At 67.7% G+C, this 14,770-nt stretch carries 14 protein-coding genes; all 14 read left to right on the top strand.

Annotated features, from left to right (window positions below; translation table 11 throughout):
* Positions 1-32: 32 nt before the first annotated feature.
* The 14 genes from wbpA to QLQ85_RS09270 are packed head-to-tail and all read left to right on the top strand — an operon-like array spanning position 33 to position 14,750.
* Positions 33-1,349: a UDP-N-acetyl-D-glucosamine 6-dehydrogenase gene (wbpA, locus tag QLQ85_RS09335; RefSeq protein WP_282738746.1), complete on the top strand. Its 1,317-nt coding sequence runs from the start codon at positions 33-35 to the stop codon at positions 1,347-1,349.
* Between the two features lie 40 nt (positions 1,350-1,389).
* Positions 1,390-2,340 (top strand): Gfo/Idh/MocA family protein, encoded by a 951-nt coding sequence (locus QLQ85_RS09330; RefSeq protein ID WP_282738745.1) that lies wholly within the window; start codon positions 1,390-1,392, stop codon positions 2,338-2,340.
* Between the two features lie 14 nt (positions 2,341-2,354).
* Positions 2,355-2,945: an acyltransferase gene (locus QLQ85_RS09325; protein ID WP_282738744.1), complete on the top strand. Its 591-nt coding sequence runs from the start codon at positions 2,355-2,357 to the stop codon at positions 2,943-2,945.
* A gap of 26 nt (positions 2,946-2,971) precedes the next feature.
* Positions 2,972-4,057, top strand: a complete 1,086-nt coding sequence (locus QLQ85_RS09320) for a DegT/DnrJ/EryC1/StrS family aminotransferase (RefSeq protein WP_282738743.1) — start codon at positions 2,972-2,974, stop codon at positions 4,055-4,057.
* Between the two features lie 31 nt (positions 4,058-4,088).
* Entirely contained in the window at positions 4,089-5,519 is a 1,431-nt protein-coding gene (locus tag QLQ85_RS09315; protein ID WP_282738742.1) for a lipopolysaccharide biosynthesis protein, read from the top strand.
* Between the two features lie 48 nt (positions 5,520-5,567).
* The gene (locus QLQ85_RS09310; RefSeq protein WP_282738741.1) at positions 5,568-6,152 is read left to right on the top strand and encodes a GNAT family N-acetyltransferase; all 585 of its coding nucleotides are present in this window, start codon (positions 5,568-5,570) and stop codon (positions 6,150-6,152) included.
* Positions 6,153-6,168: 16 nt separating this feature from the next.
* Positions 6,169-7,095 carry a GNAT family N-acetyltransferase gene (locus tag QLQ85_RS09305; RefSeq protein ID WP_282738739.1) on the top strand — a complete coding sequence of 309 codons (927 nt, stop codon included), beginning with the start codon at positions 6,169-6,171 and terminating at the stop codon, positions 7,093-7,095.
* Positions 7,096-7,100: 5 nt separating this feature from the next.
* Positions 7,101-8,564 carry a polysaccharide deacetylase family protein gene (locus QLQ85_RS09300; protein WP_282738738.1) on the top strand — a complete coding sequence of 488 codons (1,464 nt, stop codon included), beginning with the start codon at positions 7,101-7,103 and terminating at the stop codon, positions 8,562-8,564.
* 30 nt (positions 8,565-8,594) lie between these two features.
* Positions 8,595-9,914 carry a hypothetical protein gene (locus QLQ85_RS09295; protein WP_282738737.1) on the top strand — a complete coding sequence of 440 codons (1,320 nt, stop codon included), beginning with the start codon at positions 8,595-8,597 and terminating at the stop codon, positions 9,912-9,914.
* Positions 9,874-10,992 (top strand): glycosyltransferase family 4 protein, encoded by a 1,119-nt coding sequence (locus QLQ85_RS09290; protein ID WP_282738736.1) that lies wholly within the window; start codon positions 9,874-9,876, stop codon positions 10,990-10,992. The genes QLQ85_RS09295 and QLQ85_RS09290 overlap by 41 nt, the downstream gene beginning before the upstream one ends.
* A gap of 12 nt (positions 10,993-11,004) precedes the next feature.
* Positions 11,005-12,261 carry a glycosyltransferase family 4 protein gene (locus tag QLQ85_RS09285; RefSeq protein WP_282738735.1) on the top strand — a complete coding sequence of 419 codons (1,257 nt, stop codon included), beginning with the start codon at positions 11,005-11,007 and terminating at the stop codon, positions 12,259-12,261.
* Complete coding sequence (locus QLQ85_RS09280; protein WP_282738734.1) at positions 12,258-12,854, top strand: sugar transferase; 597 nt, start codon at positions 12,258-12,260, stop codon at positions 12,852-12,854. The genes QLQ85_RS09285 and QLQ85_RS09280 overlap by 4 nt, the downstream gene beginning before the upstream one ends.
* A complete protein-coding gene (locus QLQ85_RS09275) occupies positions 12,847-13,554 on the top strand; it encodes an acetyltransferase (RefSeq protein ID WP_282738733.1) in 708 nt (235 codons plus the stop codon). The genes QLQ85_RS09280 and QLQ85_RS09275 overlap by 8 nt, the downstream gene beginning before the upstream one ends.
* A complete protein-coding gene (locus QLQ85_RS09270) occupies positions 13,554-14,750 on the top strand; it encodes a DegT/DnrJ/EryC1/StrS family aminotransferase (protein ID WP_282738834.1) in 1,197 nt (398 codons plus the stop codon). The genes QLQ85_RS09275 and QLQ85_RS09270 overlap by 1 nt, the downstream gene beginning before the upstream one ends.
* Positions 14,751-14,770 lie beyond the last annotated feature (20 nt).

The following is a 14,770-nucleotide window of genomic DNA, read 5'->3' as shown; positions in this document are numbered from 1 at the left end:
ATCAACCCCTCACACCACACCATGGAAGCGTCATGACCACTATCAAAGATCGAGTGATTGACCGGCTGGAGCGCAAGGATGCCGTGATCGGGATCGTCGGGCTCGGCTATGTGGGCCTGCCATTGATGCTGCGCTACAGCGACATCGGCTATCGGGTGCTGGGCATCGACATCGACCCGGCCAAGGTCAAGCGGCTCAACGCCGGGAGCAGCTACATCGAGCATATCCCCGGCGAACGAGTCTCCCGGGCCCGTGACGCCGGCTTCGAGGCCACCGCCGACTTCACCCGTGTCGCCGAGGCCGATGCCGTGATCCTCTGCGTGCCGACCCCGCTCAACAAGTATCGCGAGCCCGACATGAGCTTCGTGATCGATACCGTGGATGCCCTCAAGGGCCACCTGCGTGAAGGGCAGGTGATCTCGCTGGAGAGTACCACCTACCCCGGCACCACCGAGGAGGAGCTGCTGCCTCGGGTCGAGGAGGGTGGCCTGGTGGTCGGCCGTGAGCTGTTCCTGGTCTATTCGCCGGAGCGCGAGGACCCGGGCAACCCCGACTTCGAGACCCGCACCATTCCCAAGGTGGTGGGTGGCCACACCCCGGCCTGCCGCGAGGTGGGCGTGGCGCTGTACCGCCCGGCCATCGACCGGGTGGTGCCGCTGAGCTCGACCAAGGCCGCCGAGATGACCAAGCTGCTGGAGAACATCCACCGGGCGGTGAACATCGGCCTGGTCAACGAGATGAAGGTGGTCGCCGACCGCATGGGCATCGATATCTTCGAGGTGGTGGACGCCGCCGCCACCAAGCCCTTCGGCTTCACCCCCTACTATCCCGGCCCGGGGCTGGGGGGGCACTGCATTCCCATCGACCCCTTCTACCTCACCTGGAAAGCCCGCGAGTATGGCCTGCACACCCGCTTCATCGAGCTCTCCGGCGAGATCAACCAGGGCATGCCGGAGTACGTGGTCGGCAAGCTGATGGAGGGGCTCAACCAGCAGGGCCGCGCGCTCAAGGGCAGCCGGGTGCTGGTGCTGGGCATCGCCTACAAGAAGAACGTCGACGACATGCGCGAATCGCCCTCGGTGCAGATCATGGAGCTGGTGCGCGACCGAGGTGCCGAGGTGGCCTACAGCGACCCCCACGTGCCGGTGTTCCCGACCATGCGTGAGCATCACTTCGACCTCGAGAGCGTGCCGCTCACCCCCACCGCCCTGGCCGAATACGACGCCGTGGTGCTGGCCACCGACCACGACCGCTTCGACTACGACATGATCCGGGCCCATGCCCGGCTGATCGTCGACACCCGCGGCATCTATCGTGGCGATGACATCGACAAGGTGGTCAAGGCCTGAGGCCAGCCCCGACATGACCCATGAGCACAAGGAACACGCCATGAAATACTTCGCACTGATCGGCGCTGCCGGCTACATCGCACCGCGCCACATGAAGGCCATCAAGGAGACCGGCAACCATCTGGCGGTGGCCTATGACATCAATGACTCGGTGGGGGTCATCGACTCCGTCTCGCCGGACAGCGAGTTCTTCACCGAGTTCGAGCGCTTCCAGGAGCACGCCTGGCAACGCCGGCGCGATCCCTATACCGCCCTGGACTACGTGGCGGTGTGTTCGCCGAACCACCTGCATCACGCCCATATCGCCGCCGGGCTGCGCCTGGGCTGCGACGTGATCTGCGAGAAGCCGCTGGTGCCCACGCCGGCCCTGCTCGACGAGCTCGAGCGCGTCGAGCAGGAGACCGGCAAGCGGGTCTACAACATCCTCCAGCTGCGCCACCATCCCTCGATCCTCGAACTGAGGGAGCGGGTCGCCGCCGAGGCACGCCACGACAAGCATGACGTCGAGCTGACCTACATCACGTCCCGCGGCAAGTGGTACCACGAGAGCTGGAAGGGCGACCCGCGCAAGTCCTTCGGCGTGGCCACCAACATCGGGGTGCACTTCTTCGACATGCTGCATTTCGTGTTCGGCGACCTGGAGCGCAACGTGCTCCACTACGCCGATGACCACCGCGCCGCCGGTTACCTGGAGTACGAGAAGGCGCGGGTACGCTGGTTCCTCTCCATCGATACCAACGACCTGCCCTCGAGCGTCGAGGGCCGGCAGACCACCTACCGCTCGATCCTCTGCGAGGGCCGCGAGATCGAGTTCTCGGGCGGCTTCACCGATCTGCACACGGTGAGCTATCGGGAGATCCTCGCCGGCCGCGGCTACGGCATCGCACAGGCCCGCCACTGCATCGAGACCGTCGACGCCATCCGCGGCGCCACCCCCGAGCGGCCGGCCACGGGTGAGGCGCACCCCTGTCTCAATCGCTTCGCGTTGTGAGGTCGGACATGGACATGCAGAGATCACGGGCAGAGATACATCCCAGCGCCATCGTCGACGAGGGCGCCGAGATCGGCGCCGGCTCCAGGGTCTGGCACTTCGTCCATGTCTGCGGCGGTGCGCGCATCGGCCGCGGCGTGTCGCTTGGCCAGAACGTCTTCGTCGGCAACCGGGTGGTGATCGGTGATGACTGCAAGGTGCAGAACAACGTCTCGGTCTACGATAACGTCACCCTGGAAGAGGGGGTGTTCTGCGGCCCGAGCATGGTGTTCACCAACGTCCACAACCCGCGCGCGCTGGTCGAGCGCAAGGACGAGTTTCGCGACACCCTGGTGCGCGAAGGCGCCACCCTGGGGGCCAACTGCACCATCGTCTGTGGCGTCACCATCGGCCGCTTCGCCTTCGTCGGCGCCGGGGCCGTGATCAGCCGCGACGTGCCGGACTTCGCCCTGGTGGTGGGGGTGCCGGGACGCCAGGTCGGCTGGATGAGCCGCCACGGCGAGCGCCTGGACCTGCCGCTGGAGGGCGAGGGGGAGGCGATCTGCCCGCACACCGGCGACCGTTATCGCCTCGACCGCCGCACCGTCACCTGCCACCCGGCCTGAGCCCAACCCAAGGGGAAGCGACACACATGGACTTCATCGACCTCAAGGCCCAGCAGCTGCGGATCCGCGACCGCATCAACGAGGGCATCCGCAAGGTGCTGGAGCATGGCAAGTACATCCTCGGGCCGGAAGTGGAGGAGTTGGAGGCGCGCCTGGCCGATTACGTCGGCGTCCGCCACTGCATCAGCTGTGCCAATGGTACCGATGCGCTGCAGATCGCCCAGATGGCGCTCGGCATCGGCCCCGGCGACGAGGTGATCACGCCGGGCTTCACCTACATCGCCACCGCCGAGACCGTGGCCCTGCTGGGCGCCCGTCCGGTCTACGTGGACATCGATCCGCGTACCTATCTGCTCGACCCGGCGAAGCTCGAGGCGGCGATCACCCCGCGTACCCGGGCGATCATCCCGGTCTCGCTCTACGGCCAGTGCGCCGACATGGATGCCATCAACGCCGTCGCCGGGCGGCACGGCATCCCGGTGATCGAGGATGCGGCGCAAAGCTTCGGTGCCACCTACCGGGGGCGTCGCTCGGGGAGCCTCTCCTCGATTGCCACCACCTCCTTCTTCCCCAGCAAGCCGCTGGGCTGCTACGGCGACGGCGGGGCGCTCTTCACCGACGACGACGACCTGGCGGCGGTGCTCCGGCAGATCGCCCGTCACGGCCAGGACCGCCGCTATCACCATGTGCGCGTCGGCATCAACAGCCGGCTCGACACCCTGCAGGCGGCCATCCTGCTGCCCAAGCTGGAGATCCTCGACGAGGAACTGCTGCTGCGCGAGAAGGTCGCCGACTGCTACGGACGACTGCTCGGCGCCGCGGGACTCGAGGCGCCCCATGTGGAGCGTCACAACACCAGTGCCTACGCCCAGTACACCCTGGAAGTGGAGGACCGTGAACTGGTGCTGGCGCGGCTGGACGAGGCGGGCATTCCGACCGCGGTGCACTATCCGATCCCGCTCAACCAGCAGCCGGCGGTGGCCGACCCCTGTGCCGACCTGCCGGTGGGTAATGCGGCCGCCCGACGGGTGATCAGCCTGCCGATGCACCCCTACCTGGGCGCCGACGATCAGCACCGGATCGTCACGGCACTCCAGGAGGCCCTGCTGTGATGGTCGTCGGGATAAGCAAGGGGGGCGGCGCGTGCTGAACCGTCTTGCCGCCCCGGCCCGCCGGCTGCTTCCCACTCATGCCTTCGCCCGCGGGGTGAGCGTGCTGGTGGGAGGCACGGCAGGAGCGCAGCTGCTGGCGGTGCTGGCGGCGCCCCTGCTGACGCGTCTCTATACCCCGGACGATTTCGGCCTGCTGGCCGTCTTCACCGCCTTCCTGGCGTTGTTCACGGTGGTGGCGGCCGGGCGTTACGAGTTGGCCATTCCGCTTCCCGAAGAGGACCAGGACGCCGCCAACCTGGTGCTGGTGGGCCTGCTCTGCGTGCTGCTGACCGCGGGAGTTGCCCTGCTCGGGGTCCTGCTCTGGGCGGAGGCGATGGCGGCGACGCTCGGCACGCCGGAGCTTGCCGAGTATTTGTGGCTGGTACCCGTGGGGGTGCTGTTCGTCGGGACCTACCAGGTCTTCAACAAGTGGGCGGTTCGTTCGCGGCACTTCGCCCATGTGGCTCGGACACGGATCTGGCAGGCGCTGGGCATGCTGGGGATCCAGATCGGGGCCGCGCCGCTCGGGCCCGTTGCCTTGCTGGGAGGTCAGGCCACGGGGCAGGGGATCGGTGCCACTGGCCTCGCGCTGTCTGCCGTCAGGCGACCGCAGTTCAGGCACTGCTCCCTGAAGGGCGTGGCGCGGCAGGCCCGCCGCTACAGCAACTTTCCGATCTACTCGACCTGGACCGGCTTGTTCAACACCGGCAGCCTGCAACTGGCCCCCATCGTCTTCATTGCCCTCTACGGTGCCACGGTAGCGGGGCTCTACGGGTTGACACTGCGCATCCTGACCATGCCGATCAGCCTGGTGGGCCATGCCATCGGCAGCGTCTTCCTGGCCCATGCCCCCGAGGCCAGGCGACAGCACCGGCTCTCGCCGCTGGTCGAGTCCCTGCATCGGAAACTCGCCGTCCTCGGGATTCCTCCCCTGGTATGCCTCATGGTCATCGGGCCGGAGCTCTTCGCCATGATCTTCGGCGAGCAGTGGCGCAAGGCCGGCGTCTATGCCCAGTGGATGCTGCCGTGGATCTACATCCAGTTCCAGTGGTCCCCCTTGTCCATGTTGGCCAGCGTACTGGAGCTGCAGCGAGATGCCATGCTGGCCCAACTGCTCATGCTCGTTGCCCGTTTCGGCCTGCTGTTCGTCCTGTTCATGGCCGGTGCCGGTGCGGACATGGCCGTTCTCGTCTTCTCCCTGGTCAGCGCCCTCGTCTATCTCCTTCAGCAGGCATGGTTCTTCAACAAGGCAGGGGTTTCATTCGCCAGGAGCATGGGCTACGAGCTCGTCAACCTGCTGATGTTCACCGCCATCACCCTGCCGCTGATCGTCCTGTACCACCAGGGCGTCATGGACCTGATCTGGTTCATCGCGGTCGTGACGCCGCTGGCGGCCGGGTGGACATGGTGGCGGGTCCGGTAGGACAAGGGGGCGGCGCTTGATCGTCAGTCGGCATGAGGAGAGGGAACCATGATGAGGCATTTCAGGAGGCTGCATGCCGTTTGTGGCGGGGTCATGGTAGTGCTGAGAAACCTGGTGGCGGGCCGCCAGGTTTCCGGAATCGGCTGCGGGACAAGGGAGGGCATCGTCTACAGAGGCATGGAGGCAGGTGAGTATCGCCAGGTGATGGCGCTCTATGCCTCGCTGCACGAGGGAAGACGGCCCAGCTGGGTGATGAGGACTGTATGCCGATTGCTCGGCGGAAAGATGACGCTGGTCGCCGTCGCGCGGCATCGGGGGCAGGCGCGAGTGGTGGGCATGAACATGTTCTATGTCAACAGAAGAGACATTGCCGATCAGACGATCCATGAGGGCTTCATCGGGGTCAGTCCAGACATGACGGGACGGGGGGTGGCATCCGAGCTCAGGAGGATGGCCATTCACCATTTCGAAACGCAGGGGTTCAAGGGCATCTCGTCCCGCATTTCGCTCGACAATGATGCGTCCCTGGCGTCCGCCGAGAAACTGGGTTTCGTTCCCGTGGAGCGCTATCACGACGCGGTAATGAGGACCGATCGACAGTATCTGATTCGCTGGTTCCAGGATGGATCTTGAGTGATAAGGAAGGCGCATGAATGGTGACCCCCTGTTCCACCCCGGGTGGATCGAGTTCAACGAGCAGCAGTGGGGACTCGAGGCCGAGCACGTGACGCTGACCCCCGACAAGGGCGATGCCTGGCGGCTCGATACCGTGCTCTACCACAACCGGCGCGGACGGCTGGTTACGCCGCCACGCAACCCCTATCTGCCGATCCATTTCGAGTGCAGCAGCGAGCGCCCGGCCTCGATCAATCGGCGCAAGCGGATGGCGCTGACTCGTCTGGCCGAACGGCTGCGCGAGACGGGGCTGGGGGGCAGCCTCAGCCTCTCCCCGGTGGCCGACGATGTCCGGCCCTTCGAGTGGGCGCAGATGTCGGCACGACCGCGCTTCACCTACCACCTGGAGATCGCCGGGCGCGAGGCGCGTATCGACCCCAGCGCCCGCAAGAAGGCACGCAAGTGTCGCCGACTCGATTACCGCTGCGAGGTGAGCGACGACTATGCCGCGGTGGCGGGGTGTCTGTCGGGACCCGAGGCTCGCAAGGGATTCGATTACCGCCTGGAGACCGCCGAGCTCGAGCGTCTCGCCAAGCTGATGGGGCCGGATCACTTCGTCTGCTTTCTGGCCCGCAATGCGCGGGGCGAGCCCATGGGTACCCGGGTCTGTCTCTATGCCTCCGGCGGGCATGCGCTGGCCTGGTCGGCGGGCATGAAGACCGAGGCCATGAAGGATGGCGTCAACAATCTGGTGGCCGAGGAAGCCCTGGCGTTCTTCGAGGCGCAGGGCTGCACGGTGTTCGACTTCATTGGTGCCAACATTCCGCCGGTGGCGGAGATGAAGGAAGCCTGGGGTGGGCGGCTGGTCTGCCACTTCGCGATCAGCCAGCGCGGCATGCGCCAGCTGGCCCGGGAAGCCTATGTGACGGCACGTACCCTGTTGAAGAGGGAATCCAAGTGAACGACATGACTGCACTGCATGGCCCACAGCCGGCGCCTCGGACGGGCGCTGCCACGATCCCTCGTTCGCCACTCGCCCCTGCCACCACGACGGCGGACGTGGTCACCGGCTCGTCAGTGGCCGGCGCCGACCCGTTGCTCGCCTGGCTAGAGCGAGTGCTCGACGAGCGCTTCGGTCTGCCCCTGCGACTGGAACGCGATGGCCCCGAGCGGTTGGTGATGACGCTGGACGGGGCGCCGGGCCAACTGCTGTTCGACCGCCTCCAGTCGGGCTTCTTCCTGCGCGGAGGGGACCTGCCTCACGCACACTGGGACGCCGCCGCCGAAGGCTTCACCGCCCCCCTCGACCTGCCACTGCCGGCGCCGGGAGCGGACAGCCTGCCCCGGCCGCTGGTGGAGCCGGCCCCCGGCGGCCTGGCCATCCACTACGATATCCTCGGGCTTGCCTACTGGATGCTGAGCCGCCAGGAGGAGGTGGAGGTCGAGACCCTGGACCGCCACTGCCGCTTCCCGGCCAGTGCCTCCCATGCCGGCCGACACGGTTACCTGGATCGCCCGGTGGTCGACGAGTGGCTGGCGGTGCTCGGCCAGGTGATTCGCTGCCAGTGGCCGGATGTGACGCTGCGGCGCCACGCCTTCCGGATGCGGCCCACCCACGATGTCGACCGTCCCAGCCGCTACGGCTTCGCGCGCGACGTCAAGCTGGCCCGGGTGATGCTGGGGGACACCCTGCTGCATCACCGCCCCCAGGCGCTGCTGCTCGGCCCCTGGGTACGGCTGACCACGCGGCGACGCCTGCATCCCCTCGATCCGCTCAATACCTTCGACTGGCTGATGGACCTCTCGGAGCGCTACGGCCTGACCAGCGCCTTCTACTTCATCTGCGGTCGCACCGACCCGCGCAAGGACGCCGACTACGAACCGGAGCATCCGGCGATCCGGGAACTGCTCAGGGGGATTCACGCCCGGGGGCACGAGATCGGGCTGCACCCCAGCTACCATACCTTCCGCAACCCCAAGGAGCTGGCCAACGAGGCCGCCCGACTGCGCCGGGTGTGTGCCGAGGAGGGGATCGAGCAGGCCGAGTGGGGCGGACGCATGCACTACCTGCGCTGGCAGACCCCGCTGACCCTGCAGGGCTGGGCCCAGGCGAAGATGGACTACGACAGCACCCTGGGCTATGCCGAGTCGCCGGGTTTCCGCTGTGGCACCTGTTTCGACTATCCGGCCTTCGACCCGGTCAAGCGCGAGGCACCGCCACTGCGAATCCGGCCGCTGATCGCCATGGAGGGGTCGGTGATGTCGCCGCTCTACCTGGGGCTGGGAAACGGCGAAGAGGCGTTCGAGCGCTTCGCCACCCTCAAGGCCCGCTGTCGTGCCATGGGCGGCAGCTTCACCCTGCTATGGCACAACTCCGAGCTGACCACCGGCGCCCAGCGCGCGCTCTACGAACGCGTGCTGGCGGCATGAGGGGGGCATGTCCGGCGTGGAGTTCATCCCATGATCCTGTCCGGTGACAGCCTGGCCGCACGCGCCTCCAGCGTCGGCTTCTTCGTGTTGTTCCCGGGGTTCATGATCTACCACACCCTGGTGGCCCTGGGGCTGATCCCCGCCTTCCTCGGTGGGCTGTTCGGGATGGTGTCGGTGCTGATGTTCGGCATCTACGTGGTGGTGCTGCCGTCGCAACGCCACGTCATGTTCTCCGCTACCCGGGGATTCGCGTTGCTGGTCATGGCCTTCTTCACCTATGTGCTGTGCTGGTCGGTTGCCAGCTACGGCCTCCAGGGAGGCGGCCAGCTGCGCGCGGCGATGATCCAGTCACTGGAGACGATGGTGCTGTGGCTGGTGCTGTTCGTGATGGGCTACCGGGTGCCGCTTGACTCCCTGGCCCTGGCCAAGGCCTTCCGGATCGCCTTCCTGGCGACGACCGGTTACCTGCTGTTGTTCGTGGTCACGACCGGCCAGCTGATGTTCTTCGCCCGGCAGATGATCGAGGCTGGGGGCGGCGACAACGTCTCCACCTACCAGGGCTACGCGCGCAGCGGGCTGGTGATGCTCGTCTTCCTGATCGCCGTGAGCCGGAGCGCCGCGGGGCGGGCCGGCCTGATCGCCATGGGGGCGTTCGTGATGTTCGTCCTCGGTGCCCGCTCGGAGCTCTACGCCTTCCTCGCCCTGGTCATGGTGTTGCTGGTGGTCTGGGCGGGGATGAGCGCCAAGTACCTGCTGACGCTGCTGGCGGTGCTCGCCCTGGCCGTGCTGGTGGTGGCCAGCCAGTTCGAGGCGATGTCGGGCACTCGCCAGCTGCAGGTGCTGGACCTCTCCGGGACCAGTTCCTGGATGGCGCGCCAGGACCTCGGGCGGCGCGCCCTGGGGCAGATCATCGCCAGCCCGTGGCTGGGCAATTTTGGTGGTCATGTCACCGCCGCCGGCGGCACCGGCGGCTATGCCCACAGCATGCTCTCGGCCTGGGTCAACTACGGCCTGCTCGGCTTCGTGCTCTATGTCGGCATGACCGTGGTGGCCTTCCTGGGGGCGGCGTATCGCATGGTCTATCGCCGCGACACCTCCGCCTGGTGGGTATTCGCCTTCTCCATCAACTTCGTCTGCCTGCTGCTGGTGGTGCTGGCCAAGCCCGTGTTCTGGCCATTGCCGGCGCTGGGCTGGGGTGCCTTCGCCAACGCCATGGTCTGCACGCGACTGGCCACGCAGGATGACGCCAGTCGCCGAGACGAGAACGTGCAGCAAGAGGCTGCCGACGATTCACAAGGACGAGACGATCATGAAAGTGGCACATCTGACCTCCGCCCATCCCCGCTATGACACGCGGATCTTCCTCAAGCAGTGTCGCTCGCTGGCGGCCGCCGGCCACGAGGTGACCCTGGTGGTCGCCGACGGCCGCGGCGACGAGCAGCGCGACGGCGTGCGCATCGTCGATGTCGGCAAGCTCCCGGGGCGCTGGAATCGCATCTTCAAGACCACCCGCCGGGTGCTGGAGCGTGCCCGCTCGCTGCAGGCCGACGTCTACCACCTGCACGATCCCGAACTGATGCCGATCGGCCGCCGGCTCAAGCGCCAGGGGCGTACCGTGGTCTATGACGCCCACGAGGACCTGCCGCGTCAGATGCTGGCCAAGCACTACCTGAACGGTACCGTCAGCCGGATGTTGTCCCGAGGGGTCGAGGTCTACCAGCGCCGGGCCTGTGGCGACTTCGACGCCGTCGTTGCCGCGACACCCTACATCCGCGACCGCTTCGCCGAGTTCCACCCGCGGGTGGTGGACGTCAACAACTTCCCCATGCAGGGCGAACTCAGCGGAGCGCCCGATCCGACCCTGGCGGCCTCGCCGGAGGAGCCGCCCTCGGTCTGCTATGTGGGTGGCATCGCGCCGATTCGTGGCATCCGCGAGATCGTGCGCGCCATGGAGTCGGTGGATCAGGAGTGCCGCCTGCAGCTCGCCGGCAGTTTCAACCAGCTTGCCGTGGAACAGGAGGTGATGACCTACGCCGGTTGGGCGCGGGTCGAGGCCCACGGCTACCTCGATCGTGACGGCGTGCGTCGAGTGATGGGCGGCTCGCTCGCCGGTCTCGTCACCCTGCATCCGGTGATCAACTATCTCGATGCGCTGCCGGTGAAGATGTTCGAGTACATGAGCGCCGGAGTAGCGGTGATCGCCTCGGATTTCCCGCTGTGGCGGGAGATCGTCGTCGGCAACGACTGCGGGCTCTGCGTCGACCCGCTCGATCCCCCGGCGATCGCCGAGGCCATCGACTTCCTGGTGGCCAACCCGGTACGGGCCCGCGAGATGGGCGCCAACGGGCAGCGTGCCGTGGCCGAGCGCTACAACTGGCAGCAGGAGCAAGACAAGCTGCTCGATACCTACCGCGCCCTTTCCGGCTGACCCGAGGCCCCCATGCGACACGTCTGGATACTCAATCACTATGCCAAGCACCCGGAAGTGGCCGGCGGTGCGCGCCATTTCCAATTGGCACGCCACCTGCCGGCCTACGGCTGGCAGGCCACCCTGATCGCCGCCAGCGTCGATCATCCCAGTGGCCACCAGCGGCTGGGCGACGGCGAGCAGACGCGGCTGGAGAGCTGCGATGGCGTGCCCTTCCTGTGGCTGCGCACCTCGAGCTACCGCGGCAACGGCGGCGGACGCATGAAGAGCATGCTCGAGTATGCACGGCAGGCGATTCGTCCCGCGCGGCTTGCCGGTCTCGAGCCCCCCGACCTGATCATCGGCTCGAGTGTCCATCCCTTCGCCGCCCTGGCCGGCTGGTGGCTGGCCAGGCGCCATGGGGTGCCGTTCGTCTTCGAGGTTCGCGACCTCTGGCCGCAGACCCTGGTCGACATGGGGCGGCTGCGCGACGGCAGCCCGATGACCCGGGCCATGCGCACGCTCGAGACCTTCCTCTACCGGCGCGCCCGGCGCGTGCTCACGCTGCTGCCCCGGGCGCGGGACTACATCGTCCCGCGGGGCGTGCCGGCCGAACGGGTGGTATGGCTCTCCAACGGGGTCGACCTGGCCGACTATCCGGCCCCATCACCCCCGTCGGTGGGCCCCCCGGAGGTGCCGCTGTCGCTGATGTACTTCGGCGGGCACGGCGAGGCCAATGGCCTCGAGGTGCTCATCGAGGCCATGGGGCGGGTGCGTGAGGCCTCCGCGCGAGACGGTCGAGCGCTGCCCGTGCAGTTGCGCCTGATCGGCGAGGGACCGGCCAAGGAGGCGCTGCAGCGCCAGGCCACCGAACTCGGCCTCGATGGACGCTGGGTGCGCTTCGAACCGCCGGTCCCCAAGCGCGAGATCCCGATGCTGGCCCAGCAGGCCGATGCCTTCGTGATCACGGTGCGCGACCTGCCGAGGCTCTATCGCTTCGGCATCAGCATGAACAAGCTGTTCGACTACATGGCCGCGGCGCGTCCGGTGATCATCGCCTCCGGTGCGGTGAACGATCCTGTCGCCGACGCCGGGGCCGGCATTTCGGTGCCGCCGGAGGACCCGGCGGCGCTGGCCGAGGCGATCCTGGCCCTGGCCGCGCTGGCGCCCGAGGAGCGCGCGGCGCTGGGCCGTGCAGGGCGGGAGCACATGGAAGCGGCCTACGACTACCGGATCCTGGCCGACCGATTGGCCGGCGTGATGAACGACGTCATGGAAGAAGTGCGATGAAACGACTGCTCGATATCCTGGCGGCCCTCGTCGCCCTGATCCTGATCTCACCGCTGCTGGTGGTGGTGGCGCTGCTGGTCTGGCTCAAGCTCGGTTCGCCGGTGCTGTTCCGCCAGACGCGGCCGGGGTTGTACGGCCGGCCGTTCCAGATGATCAAGTTCCGCACCATGCGCGAGGCCTTCGACGAGCGGGGCGAACCGCTCCCCAACGCGGAGCGCCTGACCCGGTTCGGACAGTGGTTGCGTGCCAGCAGCCTCGACGAGCTGCCGGAGCTGTGGAACGTAGTGCGCGGCGACATGAGCCTGGTGGGCCCGCGGCCGCTGCTGATGGAGTACCTGCCGCTCTACGACGCTCACCAGTTCCGCCGCCACGAGGCGCGTCCCGGGGTCACCGGCTGGGCCCAGGTCAACGGCCGCAATGCCTTGACCTGGGACGAGAAGTTCGACCTGGACGTATGGTACGTGGACCACCGCTCGCTGGGGCTCGACCTGCGCATCCTGCTGCTCACGGTGAAGAAGGTCGTGGTACGCGAGGGCATCGCCCACGACGGCGATGTGGCGATGCCACGCTTCCGGGGAGGTCGGGATGAGTAATCGGGGACACCTGGCGATCTTCGGCGCCAGCGGGCATGGCAAGGTGGTGGCGGACATCGCCATGCAGACCGGCTGGCGGGAAGTGACCTTCTTCGACGATGCCTGGCCCGACAAGTCGTGCCTCGAGCACTGGCCGGTGCGAGGCGACATGACGGTACTGCTGGGCCTGCTGTCGCAGTTCGACGGCGTGATGGTGGCCATCGGCCACAACGCGGTGCGTCAGGCCAAGCTCGATACGCTGGCCAGGGCCGATGCCCGGCTCGTGACCCTGGTGCACCCCCGCGCCACGGTCAGCCCGCTGGCGCGTCTCGGTTCCGGCACGGTGGTGGTCGCCGGCGCGGTGATCAACGCCTTCGCCGAGCTGGGCATGGGCAGCATCGTCAACACCAGTGCCACGGTCGGTCACGATTGTCGCTTCGGTCCCTGCGTGCACGTGGCCCCGGGCGCCAACGTGGCGGGCGATGTCGCGGTCGGCCGCGGCAGTTGGATCGGGGTGGGCGCCTCGGTGAGGCAGGGTGTGACCATTGGTGAGGGCGTGATGGTGGGGGCAGGCGCCGCCGTGGTCGCCGACATCGCCGAGGGGCTCACCGTGGCGGGGGTGCCGGCCCGCCCGCTCGCCCAGGAGGACGCCACCGCCAGGAACGATCGGGCCGTCGGCAGACGGCGGCTCGGCCTGGCGTCACCACAAGGAAGCTCATGATGCTGAATGGCCCCTTTTCCCCCTGGCCTTCCTTCACCCGGGACGAGGCCGATGCCGCCACCCGGGTGCTGCTCTCCAACCGGGTGAACTACTGGACCGGCGAGGAGGGACGCGCCTTCGAGCGCGAGTTCGCCGACTTCGCCGACAGCGAATACGCCGTGGCGTTGTGCAATGGCACCACGGCGCTGGACCTGGCCCTCAAGGGCCTGGGGATCGGCGAGGGTGAGGGCGCTGGGCGCGACGAGGTGATCGTCACCCCGCGCACCTTCCTCGCCTCGGCGTCGAGCATCGTCACCGCCGGTGCGGTGCCGGTGTTCGCCGACGTCGACCGCGATTCCCAGAACATTACCGCCGAGAGCGTGGCCGAGAAGCTCACCCCGAATACCCGCGCGATCGTCGCCGTCCACCTGGCCGGCTGGCCCTGCGAGCTGGAGGCGCTGATGGCCCTGGCCGACCGCCGCGGCCTCTACGTCATCGAGGACTGCGCCCAGGCCCATGGCGCCCGCTACCGGGGGCGCAGCGTGGGCAGTATCGGCCAGGTGGGCTGCTGGTCGTTCTGCCAGGACAAGATCATGTCCACCGGGGGAGAGGGCGGCATGGTGACCACCAGCGACCGCACGCTGTGGCAGCGCATGTGGGCCTACAAGGACCACGGCAAGAGCCGGGAGGCGGTCTACGAGCGCGAGCACCCGCCGGGGTTTCGCTGGCTGCACGAGAGCTTCGGGACCAACTGGCGCATGACCGAGATGCAGGCCGCCATCGGCCGGATCCAGCTCGCGCGCATGCCCGAGTGGAAGGCCGCCCGCCAGGCCAATGCCCGACGCATCTGGCGGGCGGCGGACGCGAGCCCCGGGTTGCGCGTGCCGGTACTGCCCGACGATATCGAGCACGCCGCCTACAAGTGTTACGTCTTCGTCGAGCCGGCCCGGCTCGCACCGGGCTGGAGCCGGGACCGCATCATCGCCGAGATCGTCGCCTGCGGCGTGCCGTGCTTCTCCGGCTCCTGCTCCGAGGTGTACCGCGAGAAGGCCTTCGATGGCACCGGTTGGCGGCCACCGCGTCCATTGCCCGTGGCGCGCGAGCTCGGCGAGACCAGCCTGATGTTCCTCTGCCACCCCACGCTTACCGAAGCCGAGATCGACAAGACCTGTGCGGTACTCGGCGAGGTGATGGAACGGGCCAGCGGCAGGCAGTGAGACCGACCAGGGCCGGGCAT

The sequence above is a fragment of the Halomonas kalidii genome, assembly GCF_030010475.1.
In the GTDB taxonomy this organism is placed as follows: Bacteria; Pseudomonadota; Gammaproteobacteria; order Pseudomonadales; family Halomonadaceae; genus Halomonas; species Halomonas heilongjiangensis.
This window is presented reverse-complemented; position numbering and strand designations above follow the sequence as displayed.

Coding starts and splice junctions, on each gene's coding strand:
- QLQ85_RS09290 (WP_282738736.1), top strand. CDS start 9,874: ATGAAAGTGGCACATCTGACCTCCGCCCATCCCCGCTATGACACGCGG.
- QLQ85_RS09310 (WP_282738741.1), top strand. CDS start 5,568: ATGATGAGGCATTTCAGGAGGCTGCATGCCGTTTGTGGCGGGGTCATG.
- QLQ85_RS09330 (WP_282738745.1), top strand. CDS start 1,390: ATGAAATACTTCGCACTGATCGGCGCTGCCGGCTACATCGCACCGCGC.
- wbpA (WP_282738746.1), top strand. CDS start 33: ATGACCACTATCAAAGATCGAGTGATTGACCGGCTGGAGCGCAAGGAT.
- QLQ85_RS09295 (WP_282738737.1), top strand. CDS start 8,595: ATGATCCTGTCCGGTGACAGCCTGGCCGCACGCGCCTCCAGCGTCGGC.
- QLQ85_RS09270 (WP_282738834.1), top strand. CDS start 13,554: ATGCTGAATGGCCCCTTTTCCCCCTGGCCTTCCTTCACCCGGGACGAG.
- QLQ85_RS09325 (WP_282738744.1), top strand. CDS start 2,355: ATGCAGAGATCACGGGCAGAGATACATCCCAGCGCCATCGTCGACGAG.
- QLQ85_RS09300 (WP_282738738.1), top strand. CDS start 7,101: ATGACTGCACTGCATGGCCCACAGCCGGCGCCTCGGACGGGCGCTGCC.
- QLQ85_RS09280 (WP_282738734.1), top strand. CDS start 12,258: ATGAAACGACTGCTCGATATCCTGGCGGCCCTCGTCGCCCTGATCCTG.
- QLQ85_RS09320 (WP_282738743.1), top strand. CDS start 2,972: ATGGACTTCATCGACCTCAAGGCCCAGCAGCTGCGGATCCGCGACCGC.
- QLQ85_RS09305 (WP_282738739.1), top strand. CDS start 6,169: ATGAATGGTGACCCCCTGTTCCACCCCGGGTGGATCGAGTTCAACGAG.
- QLQ85_RS09275 (WP_282738733.1), top strand. CDS start 12,847: ATGAGTAATCGGGGACACCTGGCGATCTTCGGCGCCAGCGGGCATGGC.
- QLQ85_RS09285 (WP_282738735.1), top strand. CDS start 11,005: ATGCGACACGTCTGGATACTCAATCACTATGCCAAGCACCCGGAAGTG.